16 protein-coding genes and 1 tRNA gene are annotated in these 19968 nt (G+C 66.7%); 3 read left to right on the forward strand and 14 right to left on the reverse strand.

Translation table 11 applies throughout. The annotated features are described in order from the left end of the window. Positions 1–648: 648 nt before the first annotated feature. Complete coding sequence (locus AS188_RS15675; RefSeq protein ID WP_157570935.1) at positions 649–822, forward strand: hypothetical protein; 174 nt, start codon at positions 649–651, stop codon at positions 820–822. A 40-nt stretch (positions 823–862) separates the two neighbouring features. Here the strand turns inward: AS188_RS15675 and AS188_RS17005 are convergent, their stop codons facing one another. The 7 genes from AS188_RS17005 to AS188_RS15710 form a co-directional block, all read right to left on the reverse strand. Continuing rightward, positions 863–1579 (reverse strand): hypothetical protein, encoded by a 717-nt coding sequence (locus tag AS188_RS17005; protein WP_147050706.1) that lies wholly within the window; start codon positions 1577–1579, stop codon positions 863–865. Between the two features lie 678 nt (positions 1580–2257). Then, positions 2258–2686: an Hsp20/alpha crystallin family protein gene (locus tag AS188_RS15680; RefSeq protein ID WP_058860003.1), complete on the reverse strand. Its 429-nt coding sequence runs from the start codon at positions 2684–2686 to the stop codon at positions 2258–2260. A gap of 321 nt (positions 2687–3007) precedes the next feature. Beyond that, positions 3008–3081, reverse strand: a tRNA-Gln gene (locus tag AS188_RS15685). Between the two features lie 237 nt (positions 3082–3318). Then, positions 3319–5511: a glycogen debranching protein GlgX gene (glgX, locus tag AS188_RS15690; RefSeq protein WP_058860004.1), complete on the reverse strand. Its 2193-nt coding sequence runs from the start codon at positions 5509–5511 to the stop codon at positions 3319–3321. 1488 nt (positions 5512–6999) lie between these two features. Then, the gene (gene ftsH / locus AS188_RS15700) at positions 7000–9033 is read right to left on the reverse strand and encodes an ATP-dependent zinc metalloprotease FtsH (protein WP_083529613.1); all 2034 of its coding nucleotides are present in this window, start codon (positions 9031–9033) and stop codon (positions 7000–7002) included. A gap of 419 nt (positions 9034–9452) precedes the next feature. Beyond that, entirely contained in the window at positions 9453–9803 is a 351-nt protein-coding gene (locus AS188_RS15705; protein WP_058860006.1) for a histone-like nucleoid-structuring protein Lsr2, read from the reverse strand. Positions 9804–9897: 94 nt separating this feature from the next. After that, positions 9898–10371: a hypothetical protein gene (locus AS188_RS15710; RefSeq protein WP_147050751.1), complete on the reverse strand. Its 474-nt coding sequence runs from the start codon at positions 10369–10371 to the stop codon at positions 9898–9900. Positions 10372–10733: 362 nt separating this feature from the next. Between AS188_RS15710 and AS188_RS15715 the strand changes: the two genes are divergently transcribed. After that, entirely contained in the window at positions 10734–11327 is a 594-nt protein-coding gene (locus AS188_RS15715) for a recombinase family protein (RefSeq protein ID WP_058860088.1), read from the forward strand. A 153-nt stretch (positions 11328–11480) separates the two neighbouring features. Next, positions 11481–11945: a hypothetical protein gene (locus AS188_RS15720; RefSeq protein WP_058860008.1), complete on the forward strand. Its 465-nt coding sequence runs from the start codon at positions 11481–11483 to the stop codon at positions 11943–11945. 513 nt (positions 11946–12458) lie between these two features. Here AS188_RS15720 and AS188_RS15725 read toward each other — a convergent pair. The 7 genes from AS188_RS15725 to AS188_RS15755 all read right to left on the reverse strand — a co-directional run bounded on the left by AS188_RS15725 (position 12459) and on the right by AS188_RS15755 (position 19913). Next, positions 12459–14117, reverse strand: a complete 1659-nt coding sequence (locus AS188_RS15725; protein WP_083529614.1) for a tripartite tricarboxylate transporter permease — start codon at positions 14115–14117, stop codon at positions 12459–12461. Positions 14118–14129: 12 nt separating this feature from the next. Further along, complete coding sequence (locus AS188_RS15730; RefSeq protein WP_169798029.1) at positions 14130–14642, reverse strand: tripartite tricarboxylate transporter TctB family protein; 513 nt, start codon at positions 14640–14642, stop codon at positions 14130–14132. Positions 14643–14696: 54 nt separating this feature from the next. Next, positions 14697–15671, reverse strand: coding sequence for a tripartite tricarboxylate transporter substrate binding protein (locus AS188_RS15735; protein ID WP_147050632.1), 975 nt, complete (start codon positions 15669–15671; stop codon positions 14697–14699). A gap of 106 nt (positions 15672–15777) precedes the next feature. Continuing rightward, on the reverse strand, positions 15778–16611 hold the full coding sequence (locus AS188_RS15740) for an SDR family NAD(P)-dependent oxidoreductase (RefSeq protein ID WP_058860011.1): 834 nt from the start codon (positions 16609–16611) through the stop codon (positions 15778–15780). Positions 16612–16669: 58 nt separating this feature from the next. After that, a complete protein-coding gene (locus AS188_RS15745) occupies positions 16670–17437 on the reverse strand; it encodes an SDR family NAD(P)-dependent oxidoreductase (protein ID WP_058860012.1) in 768 nt (255 codons plus the stop codon). Between the two features lie 61 nt (positions 17438–17498). Continuing rightward, positions 17499–19004 carry a flavin-containing monooxygenase gene (locus AS188_RS15750; RefSeq protein WP_058860013.1) on the reverse strand — a complete coding sequence of 502 codons (1506 nt, stop codon included), beginning with the start codon at positions 19002–19004 and terminating at the stop codon, positions 17499–17501. Between the two features lie 60 nt (positions 19005–19064). After that, a complete protein-coding gene (locus tag AS188_RS15755; RefSeq protein ID WP_058860014.1) occupies positions 19065–19913 on the reverse strand; it encodes an alpha/beta fold hydrolase in 849 nt (282 codons plus the stop codon). Positions 19914–19968: the final 55 nt, after the last annotated feature.

Consider the following 19968-nt stretch of genomic DNA (forward strand, 5'->3'; position numbering starts at 1 on the left):
GCCAAGAACCTCATGCCCCGCAACACCTAGCGGCTCATGATGTGGAGGTCGTGGAGTTCCGCACCGAGGCCGACGCCGAAGAGTTCCACCTCTCCGAGGAAATCCGCACTTCTGAAGCTGCCGATTTCACTCCGGTGAGCGCCTAGTTGTACCCGGGAGACCGGCTAGGAACGCTTGGACGGCCCGGGCCCGCGGATTCCTCATGCTCTGGAGCTGATCGCAAACCCTTTGTACGTCCTCTGGGAGCAGCGGCCGGCCGGCTTTCTCGCCCTCGGCGATAGCGAGGACGACACCGGCCGTGTACCTCTCACAGAGCAATTCCTCGTGCTCCGCGCAGCAGTGCCATGCCGGGGACGCCGCAATTTCCGGGAGCGTCTCCGCCCCGTAGTTCGCCACGGGCAACAGGGTCACGGATTCGTTGCCGCAACCGGCCACTTCACACATCATTTCTTCGCTCATGCCTCCAGCGTGACTGTGCTGGGAGACCCGTGGGGGGATCAGAGCCCGTGTCGCCGGCTTCCCCGGCCCTGACCGCCGGGAGGCCCCGCCCGAGCTCTAGGGTTGGTTCACGTCGCCCCAAGAGAGGAACCCCCGATGGACTCCGCCGCTGATTTCCTAGGGAAGGGCCCGATCCCGCACACGTTGCGCGTGATCCAGACACGGCCGAACACTGACGGCCACGGCGGCTGGGAGGTTGTCCTGTCCCTGGACGGTTTCTACTGGCGCCGGGAGGACGCTGTCCGCGCGGCCGAGCAGTGGAACGCCTGGGCGCGGGAGGCCAGCCTGGACGTCGTGCGCGGCGAGGACGCCCCGGATTGCTGACCCTGGCCCCGGTCTACTAACCCTTAAAATGCGAAACATTTTATGGGGAATCTCCGGCTGTTAGATTCCGAATTCCTCTGCTCTGGCCGTCAATGCGGTTGCCCGTTAAAGATGCCGATACGTGTTCGCCTCGCCGATCAACTGTTGGTCCAACAATCCAGTAATCGACAATCACCTCCACGCCGAAGGCCTTCCCTGCCATCAATGAGCCGTAGACGGCTGGCCCCATCGGCTCCAGCGCCGATGAAAGAGTTGCCCATGCGCCGGTCCGAATGTCCCCCTGAGTGGCACGGGTGAGAGCAGTTTCGATACCAGGGCGGTACTTGATCACGCCGCCGAGGTCCGGGGGTACACCCATTGGATGTGTGATCAGGACGAGTGCGAAGACCGGGGCCGAGTGTCCATCGAGGAGTTTGAAGGCCTTCGCCATATCGGCTTCGACCATGCGGGTGTACTTGCGGACGTTGGCGCGGTCTGGGGTAACTACGTCGAATGAGTACAGGGCTTTGGCTTCCACCAATGCAATCGGTGTAGCCCCTCGGTTGAGGAGTGCCAGGTCGATGCGTTTCCCTTTACGATGCCATTCGCGAGCGATCACTAAGTCGGGCCTGCTCGTATACAGACTCCAGGCAAGGCGGTCGCGCAGCGGCAGTTCCACTTTCGACGTCAACGCCAAGTAGGCGAGTTCCCCAGGGGCGAACGATGATGCTGCGCCCTCCAAAGCTCGTGCTAGATCATCGGCGGTGATCTCAACCATGACCCTATGGTTACATTTCCGGTCGCTCGTCCGTAAGCCGGTGCTTTCTGGTGTGGCGAATTAGGACCCATGTCACGGTGGTAGCAGTAAAAATGGTCTCTGCCATAGCGGCGACTTCCCCTGATGTCTCCGTACCTCTACATAAGTTTATTCCGATTGATTCCACAGTCCTCGGTAGTCCACGGCGAAGTACCTCCCTGATCAGTAACGCATGCACTCCAAAGTTGGGTAGGGATCGGAAGGGTAACTAGTGAAATGCCTTGTAAGGCAAGGGTTATAGGACACAGCAGGTTGTGAGACAGGTGCGTGCTGTGATCGGAGGTCAATTTGTTGTGAATGTACGGGCTGTCAGGGCCACCCGTCAGCCCGCGAGATGACCGTACTGGTGGCGTGTTTAGCGGAGGAGCGGCATCGCCACATGCTTGCGCGACTACCGGAGGATGGGCCGGCGCTGTTCCTGCTCGCTAGCCCGCTGTCCCGAGTCCGATTTCGCTTGTTGCTATCGGTGGCAGTGTGGATGTGCCCGATTCTTCGGGGTTTGCCGCGGGTGGACGCGCTTGCAGATCACGGCCATCGACTCGGTCGGCTTGTGCGTCTCAGCGGCGCATCACATGAGAGGGCGGCGGGGACCCGAAGATTTCTCGGGGCCCCGCCGCCCTGCTGGTCAGGGGGTTGAGTTCAGCCGCGGGTGACGGGGATTTTTTTGGTCCCGGGCAGCTCGTAGGACTGCTTCACCGGGGCCCGTACCTCCAGCACCCCGTCCTTGTAAGTGGCGGTGATGTCCTCTTCCTTGGTCCCGGCCGGCAACGGCAAGGTGCGCATGAAGGACCCGTAGCGGAACTCCGAGCGGTAGGTGGCCTTGTCCTTGTGCTCGGACTTCTGGCGGCGTTCAGCCCGTAGGCGCAACGTGTCGTTGACCACGGTGAGCTCCACGTCCTGCTCCGGGTCGATGTCGGGCAGCTCCGCCCGGATCACCATGGCCTCCCCGTCCTGGAACTCCTCGACCTTGGGCCAGGACACTGGCAGGTCGGGCTGCAGGTCGCCTTCCAGGAGCCGTCGGAACGGCTCCAGCACGTCGAAGGTGTCCCTGCGCATCAATCCAGCCATCACTTGCCTCCTCTCCTGGGTACCGGCCCCGGCAACGTCGGGGCGGCCGTCAACCGGAGGCCGTGGACCCGTCGAGGGGGGCCGGAGGTGCTCTTGTTGGGACATCTCCAGGATAAGCACCGCAGACGGGCAACAAAAGGTCTGTTCTCAGGGTGGGTGCAACATCATCCAGGCCGATCGTGGATCCGCGCTCATTGAAATAGAAGCGGTCGCCGGGGGAATAGCCGGCCCTGGGCTCGCTCTGTCCTCGACCCATGGTCGAGGACAGAACAGCTGGCCGGGCCGGCCCGTAACCGCACCTTGTGCGGTAGCAGGGCCGTGCTGCCTGCCCAGGATTCGAACCTGGAACCCCCGGTACCAGAAACCGGTGCAACTACCAGTTGTGCTAGCAGGCACCGCCCACACGGTGGGCACTGGTCTTAACGCAAGCCTGCGGTCCCCCCATTCCCGGGCTCCGGCGCCCACGCTGGGCCGAGGCAGATTCGAGGCCCCGAACGTCGTGGCGGGGTTGCCGTGCCCTCAGAAATGATCCCGGAGCGTGGCTTGGTTCGACCCCGTGCTGGTGCCTGGCCATGGGCCGGGGCGGCGAGTGAGCAGCCCGGTGCCGGTGCGGTTCTTCCGCGCAAGAATCTTCAGCTGTTGGAAGGGGCGGCCGCCATGTCAGTGCCGGCGGTGAGGATGGCCAGCGAGGCGGCCACGGAGTGGTCGGGTTCTGCCGGCGGGGCAGTGTAGGCGCGCAGAATGAGCATGGACTTACCGACCACCTCCAAGGGCGTGTCGGCGGCCACGAGCCGGGTGCCCGCGCTCTTGCCGGCGGTGTCCAGGACCACTTCCCACTGCGGGGCGTATTCGACAGGTGGGAGCGTGAAGGTCACGGGGCCGTCGTGGGAGTTGAAGCACAGCAGGAAGTTCACGTCCGTGATGGTGCGTCCGCGCCAGTCCTTGCCGATGGCCGCCCCGTTGTAGAAGACGCCCAGGGCGCGGGCCAGCGGCTGCCCCCAGTCGGCGGGCACCATGGGTGATGCATCAGGGTTCAGCCACACGATGTCGGGCAAGGGCTGGCCCTTCTCGCGTTCCACGGGTCGGCCGCTGAAGAACCGGTTGCGCCGGAAGGTGGGGTGCTGGTGGCGCAGCCGGGACAGCGCGGCGACGAATTCGGTCAGCGGCTTGTCGGCCTGCTCCCAGTGCACCCAGGTCAGCTGGTTGTCTTGGCAGTAGGCGTTGTTGTTGCCGCCCTGGGTGCGGCCCAGCTCGTCCCCGTGGACCAGCATCGGCACCCCTTGGGAGAGCAGGAGGGTGGCCAGGAAGTTGCGCTGCTGGCGGGCGCGCAGGGCCAGGACCTGGGGGTCGTCGGTGGGGCCCTCCACCCCGCAGTTCCAGGAGCGGTTGTGGGATTCCCCGTCGTTGTTGTCCTCGCCGTTGGCCTGGTTGTGCTTGTCGTTGTAGGAGACCAGATCGCGCAGCGTGAAGCCGTCGTGGGCGGTGACGAAGTTGATGGAGGCGAAGGGGCGGCGCCCGGAGGACTCGTAGAGATCGGCCGAGCCGGCCAATCGGGAGGCGAACTGTCCCAGGGTGGCCGGTGCTCCGCGCCAGAAGTCGCGCACCGCGTCGCGGTACTTGCCGTTCCATTCGGTCCACTGCGGCGGGAAGTTGCCCACCTGGTAGCCGCCCGGACCCACGTCCCAGGGCTCGGCGATGAGCTTGACCTGGGAGACCACCGGGTCCTGCTGGACCAGGTCGAAGAAACTGGCCAGGCGGTCCACGTCGTAGAACTCCCGGGCCAGGGCGGAGGCGAGGTCGAAGCGGAAGCCGTCCACGTGCATCTCGGTCACCCAGTAGCGCAGAGAGTCCATGATCAGCTGCAGGGCGTGGGGGTGGCGGACGTTCACGGTGTTGCCGGTGCCGGTGTAGTCCATGTAGTACTGCGGATCGCCCTCCACCAGCCGGTAATAGGCGGCGTTGTCGATGCCCTTGAAGGCCAGGGTGGGGCCCAGGTGGTTGCCCTCGGCCGTGTGGTTGTAGACCACATCGAGGATCACCTCGATCCCGGCCTGGTGCAGGGACCGGACCATGGCCTTGAACTCCTGCACCTGCTGTCCCGGCTCAGCGGTGGAGCTGTAGCCGTTGTGCGGGGCGAAGAACCCGATGGTGTTGTAACCCCAGTAGTTGGACAGGCCCCTCTCCAGCAGCAATCCGTCGTGGACGAACTGGTGCACCGGCATCAGCTCGATCGCCGTGACCCCCAGTTTCTTGAGGTGGGCGATGACCGCCGGATGGGCCACCCCGGCAAAGGTTCCTCGTTCCTCAGCCGGGACCTCGGGGTGGCGCATGGTCAGGCCCTTCACGTGCGCCTCGTAGATCACCGAGTCGTGGTACGGGATCCGCGGGGGCCGGTCGCCCTGCCAGTCGAAGAACGGGCTGATCACCACCGACCGCATCGTGGAGGGCGCCGAGTCCTCGGCGTTGAACGAGCCCGGATCACCCGGGTGGTGGGAGAACACCGCCGGCCCCCAGCTGACCTCCCCGGCGATAGCCTTGGCATAGGGGTCCAGCAACAGCTTGGCCGGGTTGCACCGCGCCCCCCGGGACGGGTCATAGGGACCCTGCACCCGGTACCCGTACTTCTGGCCCGGGATCACGTGCGGCAGGTAGCAGTGCCACACGAAGGCGTCCACGGCCTCCAACTCGATCCGGTGCTCGGTGCCGTCCTCGTCGAACAAGCACAGCTGCACGGCGGTGGCCGCCTCGCTGAACAGGGCGAAGTTCGTGCCATTGCCGTCATAGGTCGCCCCCAACGGATAGGGACTGCCCGTCCAAACCTCCATCAATGCCCTTCCCTGCTCACTATCCCTGCCCACCACCACGGCCCGGATCCGCACCCCTTGGCGCCGCCGAACCCGGCCACATCGCACCACGGAAGCACAAGCCTGTCCTCCCTCGCTGACCTCACCATATTCTGGCCTCCGCTGTGGGAAGGCGAAGACCGCGGCGACGCACCGTTTCCGGGGTCTTGTGGCGGGGACGGCCTTTGGCCTCATCATGGCGTGACGGCCCTTATGGTCACCGGTCTGGCGGTAATTGGCGTCGCAGTGCTGCTGCCGATGGACCCTCTAAGCCACCGCTGGGTAGTCACGGCGATCAGCTGGGCCTCGCAAGCAGCGGTGCAAAGGTCCGACGAACCCAAGAGTTGCCTTGTCAGTACGTGTTCACCGTTCCTACTGTGGGGCTGCGGTCATGCATCGGTCACTGCCAGAGTGCGCACGAGGAGGGGCACTATGGAAGTACCACGGTGGGGCACCGGGGGCACGAGTCGGCGTCGTGAGCGGGTGTCACGGAGGGATCTGCGTCATGTCCGGGGGCGCATCTCCGGGTGGGAGGCGCAGCGGCCGGTCGTGGTGTTTTCGGGGCCACGGAGAGGGTGCGTTCTCATGGGCCAGAAATGGCATCTCCTCGCTCGTGCTGGTAGAGCCCTCTCGGGGACGACACCGATCAGCGCGAGCGTGCCGGCCTGCACCGTTTCAGAGGGCGGTGACCGCCGGCGCCAGGCTGCGTTCGTCTGGATACTATCTGTGCTGTTGCGTTCTCCTTTCCCCGGCACGGGCGCGGTGGAGCAGCGGCAGATCAACAGTCCTGTCTCTTCGGCACGACCGGCGGGCACCTGTCGTACGGTGGCTCGTGCCGTGGCCAGCGCGTTGGCAGACACCCCTGGGGTGGTGGGGTTGCAACATACTGCGGCTACTGCGTTGCTGACCCTGATCGGTGCGGTGATGGATGCGCCCAGCCGGGTTGGACGACCTTCCCGTGCCCGGGTCGCGGCGTGCTGCGGGGTGCGTGTGCGCGCCGTGGGCGACCGCGCGGACGTGGCCCTGGAGTTGCGCATCGACCCGTCCGTGGTGGCGTCCCTGGATCGTTTGCAGGCCGCATCAGCCATCGCCTCCGAGGTGGAGGACCGTGTTGCTTCGGTATTGAGGAGGGCGGGATGGCAGTGCGGGGACGTTGAGATCACTATTCACGCCCTCCGGGAGGCCGCCACCGGGCACAGGCGTGCACCTGCTTCGTCCGGGCCGGCAGTGAGCATAGCGAGCGGGCAGTGACTGGCCTCCACCGGAGGCAGATGGCTGGTACTGGACTCACGGTCTCCGACGGATCCAGTAGTATCTGGCCAGGTGGGACCGCATGTTGGCGGCCAGGAAGAGGCAGGGAGTCGGGGTGCCGACGGCGGCGATCCGGCGCGGCGCCAGGAGCTGGTAGCAGCTGAGCTCCGCCGCTGTGGGACCTCCAGGAGCTTGCGATCCCGCCGATCCTTACCGTTCTCAGCCATCGCGCCCGTGAGTGGCGACCATGCTGCTGCCGGAGTCCACCGAGGCCGGGGAGCCGGGGGCGGCGCCGAGGAGCTGCGGGGCGGCGGGCCGGCGTTCGATCCCGGCGACGGCGTAGACCTCGGTCTCCTCCAGGCTCTCGCGCTCCATGAGCGCGGCGACGATCGCCTCGAGCCGGTCGCGGTTGTCTGCCAGCAGGCGACGGGCCTCGGCGTAGCAGTCGGCGATGAGGGCGCGCACCTCCTCGTCGACCGCCTCCAGCAGCGCCTCCGATGCCCCGGTCTGGCGCGGGTCGCCCTCGAGCGGGTAGACCTGCACCGGGCCGACCCGGGGCGACATCCCCCACCGGCCGACCATCTGTCGGGCGAGGCCGGTGGCGGTCTGCAGGTCGGACTCCGCCCCGGTGGTGATGACGCCGAAGACGTGCTCCTCGGCCGCCATGCCGCCGAGTGCTCCGATGATCCGGCCCTTGAGGTAGTCCCTGTCGTAGCCGTACCGGTCCGTGTCCGGGGTGGAGAGGGTCACCCCGAGGGCGCGGCCGCGCGGGACGATGGAGATCTTGCGCACCGGATCCGCCCCGGGCTGAAGCATGCCCAGCAGGGCGTGACCGGCCTCGTGGTAGGCGGTGCGCAGCCGCTCCTCCCGGGGCAGGACCACGGACCGCTCGGCACCGAGCTGCACCTTCTCCAGGGCGTCGGTGAAGTCCCGGATCGTCAGCTGTTCGTGGCCGCGCCGGGCCGCCAGCAGCGCCGCCTCGTTGACGAGGTTGGCCAGGTCGGCGCCGGTCATGCCGGGCGTAGTGCGGGCCACGTGCGCGAGGTCGACGTCGGGGGCCAGGGGGACCTTGCGGGTGTGGACGGCCAGGATCTCCTGGCGCCCGTGCTGGTCGGGGACCCCGACGGTGATCTTGCGGTCGAAGCGCCCGGCCCGGGTCAGAGCCGGGTCCAGGATGTCGGCGCGATTGGTGGCGGCGAGCACGACGACGCCCTCGGTGCCGGTGAAGCCGTCCATCTCGGTGAGGATCTGGTTGAGGGTCTGCTCGCGTTCGTCGTGGCCGCCCACCGAACCGGTCGCGGAGCGGGTGCGGCCGATGGTGTCGATCTCGTCGATGAAGACGATGGCCGGCGCGGCCTTGCGGGCCTCGGCGAACAGCTCGCGCACGCGGGAGGCGCCCACGCCCACGATCATCTCGATGAACTCCGAGGCGCTGGCCGAGAAGAACGGCACCCCTGCTTCCCCGGCCGTGGCCCGGGCGATGAGGGTCTTGCCGGTGCCGGGCGGGCCCTCCAGCAGCACGCCCTTGGGCATCCGGGCGCCGAGGCGGCGGTACTTGTCGGGGTTCTTCAGGAAGTCGACGATCTCGACGACCTGATCCTCGACCTCGTCGATGCCGGCGACGTCGTCGAAGGTGACCCGGACCTCGGACGGGTCCACCCGGCGGGGCTTCTTGCTGCCGAGCATCCCGCCCATGGCGCCGGTCTGGCGGCGCAGTGCCCACAGCCAGAACCCGACCAGCACCGCGACCGGCAGCAGGGAGATGAGCAGGTTCGCGAAGAAGCCGCGCTCGGTGGTCACCGGCGTCGCGCTGACCTGGGTGCCGCCGCTCTGCAGGGCGGTGAGCAGGTCGTCCTCGGCGAAGACCGGCCGCTCGGTGGTGAACTCGGTGTACGCGCCCTCGCCCTCGGGGCGATCGGCCGCCTCCTTCAGTACCCCCTCAATGGTGTTGCCGCGGGCGAAGACCTCCTTGACGTTGCCGTCCTGCACCTGAGCAGTGAACTCGGTGTACGGCACGGACGCCACCCGGGCGCTGCCCACGTCCTGGACGGTGGTCAGCGCGAAGACGAACAGCCACCACGCCAGCAACCACCCCCAGGTCCGCCACCAGCTCCGCTTCTGCGGCGCGCCCCCGTCCTTCGGCAGGCCCTCGGTGCGCCAGGGACGCGGCGGCGAGGCCTCCCTGTGCCAGCGGGCCCAGCGCGCCCGGCGCCCGGACCCCTTGTTGTCTGTGCTCTCCGTCCGTTCGGCCATGACGTCTCCTCCGACGACAGTCACTGCAGGATCACTATCGCCTATCCGGGGCCCGTGCGCACGGGGAGCGGGGACGCCAGGACCCTGTGCCGGTACGGGCGCCCCCGCCCCGGAAGTACACGGGGGCGCCCCGAACCCCTGCTTGAAGGCCCGGGAAAGAGCCGGGATCGGGAAGCCCCCGGCCGCACCGACGCCAGACACCAGGAGTCAGCGGCGGGTGCCCACCGGCAGCGCGCGGTGGCACTGTTCCGGTCGTGCCCGGTGAGGGCCCTGCCGCACGCAGCCGGCAGGGAGGCACGACGGAGCGCACGTCACGCAAGGCAAGAGCAGGAAGACCGGCACCCCTTGCCCAACATCATCGAGTAGCTATACGGGCTGCCGTGCCGCATGAACGCGGCGCGGCGAGCAGGTGCGGTGCCTTAGGGTTGGCCTCCGGCGGCGGCGTGGTAGGCCTCCCGGACGGTGGCGGGGATGCGGCCGCGGGTCGAGACCTGGTGGCCGTGCTTTCTGGCCCAGGCCCGAATCGCCGCGGTCTTCGCCGCATCACCGCCGGAGGTGCGGGTGCTGCGGGCGCCAGCCGAGCGGCGGCCCTGGTCGGTGGCCTTGCGGGCGGCGGCCACGAAGGGGCGCAAGGCCTCGCGCAGCCGTTCGGCGTGGGCGGCCGAGAGGTCGATCTCGTAGTCGCGCCCGTCCAGGGCGAAGGTGACGGTCTCCTCGGCGGGACCGCCTTCGAGGTCGTCCTCGAGCAGGACCTGGACTCTTTGGACCATGGGGGTGTTCCTTTCGTGGTCGCCGTGAGGGGTGCCGCTCCCAGGGGTGGGGGGGGCGACGCGCAGGTGACGGTTGGGGTGGCCGGTTCGGTGGTCAGCCGGTCGTGGTGGTCTCGTCGTCGGGGGCCGGGGGCACCTCCGGGGCCTCTGTGACTTCCTCGGCCGTGGCGGGGGTGTCGGTGGTCTTGGTGCGGTTGCCGGTGATGACGGTGCCCTCCTCGGTGAGGTCCACGCAGAGCATGCCGTTCTCGACGAAGGGCTTCCACCGCCTCGTGGCGGTGGTGTCGATGCCGTAGTGGGCGGTGAAGGCGGTGGCGGAGACGATGGCCTGCCCGGGCCCGCGCGCGGAGCCGGACCGGACCGCGTAGGCGTGCGGGGAGGAGTCATCGGCGCCGCGCAGGGCCATGACCTTCCGGTCGCGGTCGTAGAGCAGTTCCACCGTCTCGGCGTTGCCGATGAGCTCGTGGGCGGCCTTGTTCAGCGAGATCACCCCGCGCTTCTGGATCGTCACACTGGGCGCCTTGGCCAGCGGGGTCATCCTCTTGTCGAACACCTCAAAACCCACCACGGCCTCCGATCTTTATCCTATGCCCAGCGTTGAGAACAAGCGTATCCATAGACGCCGACATTGGGGTGACCAATGGGCTTTTTTACCACCTGCAGATAGGTGAACAGCGACTATCCATGAACGCACTGTCCATTGTCTGCATTGTTTCTAGAGCAGACGAGGGTGATGCGGGGAGATCTATGGCGGCTGACGCCGCGCGAGAATGAGTCGAATTGTCTTTCAAAGCAAGGGATGCGAGACGTCTCATCCCAGAAATTTTCACCCGCATGTTTCCGCGGTTCGGGGTGTCTCGCATCCTTGTGCTTTTTCTGTGCCCCTAGAATCGGATACTCAACGTTAGTTGCGAGACAGATGGGGTGGACGTGGGGAAGCTGATCGGGTACGCGAGGGTGTCGACGCAGCAGCAGGATGCGGACCGCCAAGTGTCTGACCTCCTTGCCGCTGGCGTGCGGCGCGATGACGTGTATGTGGACAGTGGAGTGTCTGGAGGGCGTGCGTCCCGTCCCGCCTTCGACAAAGCGGTGGCCGCGCTCGAGTCAGGGGACACGTTGGTGATCACCACGCTGGACCGTCTGGGGCGGTCGACGCAAAACATGCTGACCTTGGCCGAAGCGCTGCGGCGGAGAGGTGCTGGTTTGCGGGTGCTGAACCTTGGTGGAGGAGACGTGGACACCGCCACCCCGATGGGATCGATGGTCTTCACCGTGATGGCCGCCCTCGCCCAGATGGAACTGGAGATCAAACGGGAGCGGATCACCGACTCGGTGGCCAAGCGCCGGGCCGCCGGCAAGGACCTCGGCGGCCGGCGCCAGACCTTCACGGACTCCCAGATCCGCAACGCCCTGCGGCTCATCGAGTCCGGGGAGCCGGCCACCCAGGTCGCCCGCGACCTCGGCATGTCCAGGGCGACCCTCTACCGGCGAATCCGGGAGCTGCCGCAAGCGACGAGTATCTGAGGCCGTCGTTGGCTGTGGACATCGCGATGCAGTTGACGCACCTGAGCGGGCTTTTCATCGAGCCGACTCACGCCCCGGATGAGGGGTCAGACAGGTGGTGTGCCCTCGTGCCAGGATGCCGATACCGCAGGCCATGGCTGGGGGAGGGGGACGATGCTGACCAGGGTCGACAAGGTGCTACTGATGCTGTGGCTGGTGCCTCTGGCCGTCGGTGCAGGCGCTGCTGTGAACACCGGCGGGGACGAGCGGATGGTCATCCTCTTCGTCACCGGGCTCATTGCTCTGATGTACGTGATCACGGTGATCAGCATGTTCCGCTACGCCCGCCGTCGGCGTGCCTGGGCCGAGCAGATGGCGCACGGGGAAGCTGACCCTGACCACGTGGAAGGGCGGATATTCTACCCCGGGCACGGCTACATCGATACCCCGCGCGCCCGTGGACGATCCATGATCACCAGCGACGCGATGAAACTGTTCATCGTCATCTCGGTCGCGGTCTTCTTCGGCGTCACCCAGGGGGAGTGGACCTTCGCTGTGCTCGCACTCGAGTTCATCACCATGCTCACCATGGGTGTCTACCTCCACGAGCGGGAAACGGAGCTCGACCCGGCCAAGTGACGGGAAGCACGAAGCGGCCGGGTCGAGAGCCCGGGCGGGTCAAGACTCTTCGTTGCAGTAGGGGTTCCTTGGCGGTCGCTGCTAGCTACTGCGTTCGCATCGGGACGTACCGGTCCGAGCCATCCTGACTGGCCTCCAAATGGAAGCCGCGCCGGCTGAGGACACGGGCCGAGGCGGCTTTGGCCCGGTCGACGCGGACGATGAGCCGGGCTCGGCCTTATCTCCGGGACCGTGGCCACAGCCAGGTCGACCATGGTCCGGCCACCTCTGGACCCCAGTGCTCGGGTACACCCAGTAATCGATCTCCACACCCTCGTCCCATCGGGTGGAGATGACCAGACCAACCTCATCGCCGAACTCCTCGGCGATGAGCCACCGGACAGCCCCTGGCCTTCGGGGGTTCGGTGCGGTAACTGCGGAGCGGGTCGATGCCGGAGGGCATCGACCCGCTCCTGAGGGCGTCGACAACAGATGGGGTTCTTGGTTGAGGCCGTTGCGGTTGTGGCGCTTCGCCTATGGCGTGCCTGACCTCGTGCTTACCGGCACTTTTTCGGGCGTCTGCTCCGTGTTGGCGGGTGCATCGGAACTGTTGGTCGGGCGTGGTTGCTCCGGCCCCTCGGCCGGGTTCGGCGCTATGGCGGTTGCCGGATCTTCCCCGTCAGCGTGGGCCTCGGTGGTGGCTGGGCGGGACTGCCGTGTCTTGAGACGGCCGCCGAACAGCTTGGCGAGGATCATCACTGCGATGGCGGCGAAGATGACGGCTGAGGCGGGATCGGTGACGAAGATCTCGAGGCTGCCGCCGGAGACGAGCATGGACTGGCGGAAGGATTTCTCAAGGATCGGGCCCAGGACGAAGGCCAGGACCAGGGGGCCGGGCTCAAAGCCGGTCTTCGACATGATCCAGCCGAGGATGCCGAAGCCCAGGACGACCCACATGTCGAATGCGCTGTTGTTGATCGAGTACACGCCGATCATCACGATGAGCAAGGAGAAGGCCACGAGGATGCCCTGGCGGACCTTGAGCATCTGGATGAAGACTCCGACCAGCGGGATGTTCAGGACCAGCAGCATGAGATTGCCGATGTACATCGAGGCGATGACGCCCCAGAACAGGTCGGAGTGTTCGGTCATCAGCTGCGGGCCCGGCGTGATGCCCTGCATGAGCAGGGCGCCGAAGATCATGGCCAGGACCACATTGGCCGGGATGCCCAGGACCAGCAGCGGGATGAAAGCGGAGGAGGAAGAGGCGTTGTTGGCGGTCTCGGGCCCGGCCACGCCTTCGATGGCGCCTTTGCCGAAGCGGCTGGGGTCCTTGGCGCGTCTTTTCTCCATGGCGTAGGAGGCCAGGGAGGAGATAACTCCGCCTCCTCCGGGGAGGATGCCGATGAAGAATCCGAGCACTGATCCCCGGCCCATGGCCCCGGCGGAGTCGCGCATGTCCTTGCGTGAGGGCCAGATGTTCTTGATCTTGGTCTTGACGATCTGGGCCTTCTCGGTCTGCTCCAATGAACGGAGCAGCTCGGCGACGCCGAACAGGCCCATGGCGACCGCGACGAAGTCGAATCCGCTGAGCAGAGGGGCCTGGCCGAAGGTGAAGCGGGCCGAGCCGTCGATCGGGTCCTGTCCGACGGTGGAGAGCAGAAGGCCCACACCGGCCATGCACAGGCTCTTGAAAGTCGATCCCGTTCCCAGAGAGGTGACGAGGAACAGTCCCAGGACCATGAGCGCAACATAGGCCGCCGGTCCCATGGCCAGGGCGAGCTGGGCGAGCATCGGGGCCAGGAAGGTCAGGCCGATGATGGCGACCGTTCCTCCGATAAAGGAGCCGATGGCCGAGATGCCCAGGGCTGTACCTGCCCGGCCCTGTTTGGTCATCTGGTAGCCGTCGAAGGTGGTGACCACGGAGGCTGCCTCGCCGGGCAGGCGCAGCAGGACCGAGGTGATGGTGCCGCCGTACATCGAGCCGTAGTAGATGCCGGCGAGCATGATGATGGAGCTGGTGGGGTCCATCGTGTAGGTGATGGGCAGCAGCAGAGCGATGGTGGCGGTCGGTCCCAGGCCGGGCAGTACGCCGATGGCGGTGCCTACGACGACACCGATGAAGACGAAGAGCAGGTTCATCGGGTCGAATGCCACGGAGAACCCCTGGCCGAGGTTGCTGATGGTATCCATGTCAGAGTCCGATCAGGAGAAGGCACGGAGCAGGACGTCGTCCGGCAGCGGGACGCCCAGCAGGTTGTTGAAGATCACGTACAGGACGGCGGGTCCGGCAATCGCAAGGACCAGCGTGGATCGCCAGGACTCGCCCCCGAACACGCGCAGCCACACTCCCAACGTCAGTGCTGCCGGGAGCAGGAACCCGACCGCGCCGAAGAGAAGGATGAAGGCGGCCAGGATGCCGATGCCGGCGCCGATGGACCAGCTCTTCCGGGTCCACTGCTCGACTGGATCGTCTCCGGGGCGGATCAGCAGGATCAGAGCGCTGAAGGCCACCAGCAAGGAGATGGCGAAGGGCCACAGCCCCGGTTCGGGGTGCTGCAGGGAGCCCAGCCGCAGCTGCCATGAGCCAATGCCGGCCCCCACGCCCAGTACGAGGAGCGCAGCCGGGGCGATGGACCGCTTCTTCCTGGCCGTGCCCGTGGGCACTGCAGGTGTGACCGGCGCGGATGCTGCCGTGTCGGTAGTTGCAGACGGCATGGGAGCGTCCACCTTTCCGTCGATGACCCCGGTCGACATAGTGCTCAAGCCTCGCTACTTTCCGAGCAGCGGCTCGTAGCGGGTGTGCATCTCCTGGAACACGGCGGCAGTTTCCTCCCCGGTGGAGAAGGTGTCCGGGACGAAGCGGTCGCCGATCTGCTCGATGACCTTCGGGTCCTGGTTGCAGGTCTCCAGGGCGCCCTCGAGCCCGGTGGCGATCTCGTCGGGCAGGTCCTTGGGCGCGAAGAGCCCGTAGACGGAGGTGGTGACGAGGTCGTAGCCGGCCTCCTGGGCGGTGGGGATCTCGGGGTACGCCTCGGAGCGCTCCTCCCCGGCGGCGGCCAGGGGGACGATCTTGCCGGCCTTCACCTGTGCTTCCACGTCGACGTGGTCGTTGACGAAGGCGGCATCGATGTGGCCGCCGAGAAGGTTGGTGATGATCTCCGCGCTGCCGGAGGTGGGGACCATGGAGAACTCGATGCCGGTCTCCTTCTGCAGCCGCTGCAGCTCGATGGCCAGGGAGCTGGTGGCCCCGGGCACCCCGATAGTGATCTCTCCCGGCTTGTCCTTGGCCGCTTCGAAGAGAGCTTCGGCGTCGGTGTAGGGCGAGCCGGCGGGGACCGCGATCATGGTCGGGATCTCGGCCATGGTCCCCAGGGCCCGGAAGTCGTCCTTGGAGTAGGCCAGCTCATTGGACATCGGGTTGAGCACGAGAGGCCCGTTGGTGCTCAGGCCCACGGTGTAGCCGTCGGGCTTGGCGCTGGCCAGATCCTGCATGGCCACCGCACCGGCACCGCTGTCCTTGTTCTCCACCACGAAGCTGCCGCCCAGGGACTCGCCCAAGCAGGCACCGTACGCGCGGGCCGTGGTGTCGGAGGGGCCCCCTGCGGCGTAGGGCATCAAGAAGGTGACCGGCTTGGTGGGGTAGTCCTCCCCGGAGGCAGAGGAAGATGCGCAACCGGTGGCGACCAGGGCCAGACCGGTGATGCCGAAGGTGGCAGTGAGAGCGCGCAGGTGATGCTTTTTCACGGGAACCTCATGACGTCGAAAATTTGTTGAGAGTTCACTCCGTCCGGAGTGTGGTCTCAGTTAACCGGGTTGTGATGGGTGACACAAGTGCATTTCGTGATCTGTCTCACGCCGATATCGGGGAGGTGGTCTGTTCCAGGGCCATGGTGGTGGCGGCGGCGTGGGCGCGCATCCGGCGGTCCCACAGGGGGCCGGTGGAGAGCCAGCGCAGGACGTCCATCGCGGCGAGGCTGCGGGGGATGAAGACCTTGCGGTGGCGTTGCTCGATGGCGTCCGTGAGGCGGTCGGCGCAGGCTTCGGCGGTGGAGACGACGTTGAAGGGCCACGGCAGGGTCTTGCTGTCGCCGGTGCGGGTGCCGGAGCCGGTGATCATGCCGGTGGCCACCCAGGCTGGGTGTGCGACTCCCACGGAGACGCCCTTGTGGGCGAGCTCCAGTCGCAGAGCGCCACCGAAGGCTTCGACGCCTGCTTTGGAGGCGGCGTAGGCGTTGGCGCGGGGCATGTGCTTCAGTGCGGCCGCGGAACTCATCAGCAGGTAGTGCCCGCGTTGTTTGGTGATCTCGGGCAGGGTCGCCTTGACGGTGCGGATGACGCCGTTGAGGTTGACGTCGATGATCCGCAGCAGGGCTTCCACCTCGGAGGCGGCGACCGTGGAGGCGCTGCCGATGCCGGCGCAGGCGAAGACGCTATCGATTCTGCCGAAGCGGTCGATGGTGCTTTGTACGGCGTGGTCCAGCGATGGGCTGTCGGTGACGTCGGCGATGACGCCGTGGTGCTCAGGGCCCAGGCCTAAGAGTGTTGAGCGGAGGGCTTCGGGGTCGCGGTCCACGAGCGAGACGAGTGCGCCGCGGGCGGCCAGGGTGGTCGCTGTGGCCGCGGCGATGCCCTGGCCGCCGCCGGTGATGAGCACCACCTTGCCGGGTATGTCTGAGCTGGTCATGGGGTGCCGGTCCTTTCGTGGGGGTCGTGCTTCGAGGAAGGTGATGGGTGGACAGGTGCTACCCCATGTAGGAGCCCCCGTTGACGTCGAGGGTCACGCCGGTGACGAAGCTGTTGTCGAGGCGGGCGAAGTAGTGGACTGCCTGTGCGACGTCGTCGGCGGAGCCGAGACGGCCGACCGGTATGCGGCTGAGGTAGTTTTGGTTCACCTCCTCCGGAACGGAGGAGGCCATGCCGGCGGCGATCCGCCCCGGGGCGATGGCGTTGACGGTGATGCCGAAGGGGGCCAGTTCCCGGGCGAAGCTGCGCGTGAGACCCAGGAGCCCTGTCTTGGTCGCCGCGTAGTGGACCCCGCCGAGACGGCCACCGTCACGGCCGGCGAGGGAGGACATGTTGATGATCCGTCCCACCCCGGTGCGTTTCATGTGCGGGACCAGGGCTTGGATGCCCAGGAAGGGACCGGTGAGGTTGATGTCCAGCACCTTCTGCCATTCCGCTGCGGGGATCTGGTCACCGGGAATTTTCTGACCATTGCGCTTGGGCGAGATGCCGGCGTTGTTGACCAGTACGGCAGCCGGGTGCGGGGAGTCGTGGACGGCCTCGGCGATGCGTTCCCAGTCGGAGGGGTCGGTGACGTCGCCGTGCAGGGTCTGCAGGTCTGCCGCCTTTCCCGCCGTGCTGCTGTGCAGTTCGCTCAGGGCGGCCTCGGAGGCGTCCACGGCGATGACACGGTCGCCGGTGGCCAGGAAGGTCTCGACGATGCCGCGTCCGATGCCGCCGGCGGCCCCGGTGACGACCACGGTCTTGTGGTGCTCGATGGTGTCCATAGGTCCTTCTCTCGGGTGGGGCATGCCTCTCAGGGGAGGCATGCCCCAGAGGTTCTTTTAGTCAGCGGGCTCCGGTCAGGGTCTTGCTTCCGACGGTGGAACCGGTTAGGTACGGTTCCGGGTCGAATGCGGCGTTGACCTGGCGGAAGGTGTAGGCCGGTTCGGGCCACAGCGTGGTCAAGCGCCCGTTGCGGTGGTCCACGTACCAGCTCTTGCACCCACCCTCCAACCACACCGTGCCCTGGGCCAGGTGATCCACCCGCTCCATGTAGGCGTCCTCGGCCTCCTGGGAGACCTCGAGCACCTCCAGGTCGGATTCCTCCTGGAAGCTCAGGGCGGCCAGGATGTAGTCAATCTGCGCCTCGGCGATGTACACCGCGGAATTGTGCCCCAGGCCGGTGTTGGGCCCGTTGATCACCCACAGGTTCGGGAAACCGTGCACCGAGGTCGTGGCGTAGGCCTGCATCCCGTTGGCCCACTGCTCGCTCAGGGCCATGCCGTCCCGGCCGAAGACCCGGTAGGCGATCGGCAGGTCCGTGGCCTCGAAGCCGGTGCAGGCGATGATCACGTCCAGCTCATGGACCGCGCCCTGCCCGGTGACCACGCGATTGCCCTCGACCCGGTCGGCGCCGCCGGTCTCCAGCTGGACATGGTCCAGGTTGAAGGTGGGGTAGTAGTCGTTGGACTTGAGCACGCGCTTGCACCCGAAGGTGTAGTCGGGGGTGAGCTTCTCCCGCAGAACAGGGTCCTGGACCTGGGCATGGAGATGGTCCAGGGCCACCTGGGCAGCGGCGCTGACCAGCGACGGCGTGCCTCGCCGCTGCGCGTAGCGCTCTTCGTTGGACCAGAACATCTCCTCCCGCAGCTGTTGCATGGTCTCGGGCATCTTCCGGAAAAGGCCCTTCTCCGCATCGGTGTAAGCCCGATCCGGACGCGGGGTGATGTAGGGGGCCGAGCGCTGGAACACCACGACCTGCCCCGCGATCTTGGCGACCTCAGGCAGGACCTGGATAGCGGTCGCGCCGGAGCCGATGATGCCCACCCGCTTGCCCTCCAGCGGGACCGAGTCATCCCACTGTGCGGAGTGGAACACGGAGCCGGAGAAGTCGGACAAGCCGGTGATGCTGGGCAGCTTCGGTTCCGAGAGATGGCCCACGGCGGTGACCAGGGACCTGCCGGTGAACGTTCCCTTGGGTGTGGTGACGCTCCATGCCGCGGCTTCCTCGTCCCACCGGGCTTCGGTGACCTCTGCGCCGAAGACGATGCGCTCGAGCAGGTTCTCCTCTTCGGCGACCTGACGGAGGTAGCCGAGGATTTCGTTCTGCGGGGCGAACATGCGCGACCATTCCGGGTTGGAGCGGAAGGAAAAGGAGTAGAGGTGCGACGGGACGTCACAGGCCGCTCCGGGGTAGTGGTTGTCACGCCAGGTGCCCCCCACCTCGTGGGCGCGCTCCAGGATCAGGAAAGACCGCCGGCCCTCCCTGGCCAGTCGGGTTCCCATGCCCAGCCCGCCGAAGCCGGCCCCGATGACGAGGACGTCGACCGGTTCGTGGGTCCGAAAGTTCATCGGTGCAGCGGTTGCCATTCTTTCCTCCAGGTGTGTCGAGTACGTGGGGTGGTCCATGGATCAGACCGCCAGGGGCTTGAGCAGTTCGCCGGCCGGCACGAGCGAGGGGCTCCGGACGAACTCGGCGACAATCTGGAACAGCTGCGCCGGTCGTTCCGTCGGAATCGCATGGCCGGCGTCGATGACGGCGTAGCGTGCATCGACGATGCCGCCGTAGAGCAGCTGGGTCTGCCGAGAAGGAACCATCTGATCGTGGGTTCCTGCGATAACCAGGGTGGGGGCGATGACGCCCGCCAACCTGTCGCTGATGTCGGCCTCGCGGTTGAGTCTCATCTGCTCCGCGATGCCCGGCGGGAAGACCCGCGACCGGACGAGTGCCTGGATCTCGGACTCCGTCTTCGCGGCCAGGAAGGGAGGACCGAAGGAGGTCCAGGTGGCGAACTCCCGCAGGGTGTCCCGGTCCGTGTCGTACAGACGCGCCCAGATGCGGTTGCGGAGCTTCTGATGGGCGTCCGCCTTGACCCACCCGGCCACCAAAGTCAGGGTCGAGACCATCTCCGGGTGGGCGGCTGCGATATCCACGGCGACCAGAGCCCCCAGCGAGTAGCCGAGCAGATGCACAGGGCGGCCCGGGCAACGCTCCTCAAGCACGCGCCCCACCTGGAAGGACAAGTCCTCCACGCTCAGCTCAGCTCCACGGGGCTGCAGATCAAGGGCAAGGACCCGGAAGCCGGTCGTGAACATGGGAAACAGCGTGCGGAAATGGCTCGAAGCAGTCCCACCGGTGCCGTGCACGAGGACGACCGTGGGCCGGCCATCACCTGCGGAGCCGGTGTCGTAGAAGGGGATGGCCAGCTCGCCATCCCTAACCAGCCCTTCGAGCGCATCTGGATGAATCTTCAATTCCATTCCCTTCGACGTGGAGCACACACCCCTGCTGGGGGTGCCGGAGGTGCCGCAACGA

The organism is Kocuria flava, from assembly GCF_001482365.1.
Classification (GTDB): Bacteria; Actinomycetota; Actinomycetes; order Actinomycetales; family Micrococcaceae; genus Kocuria; species Kocuria flava.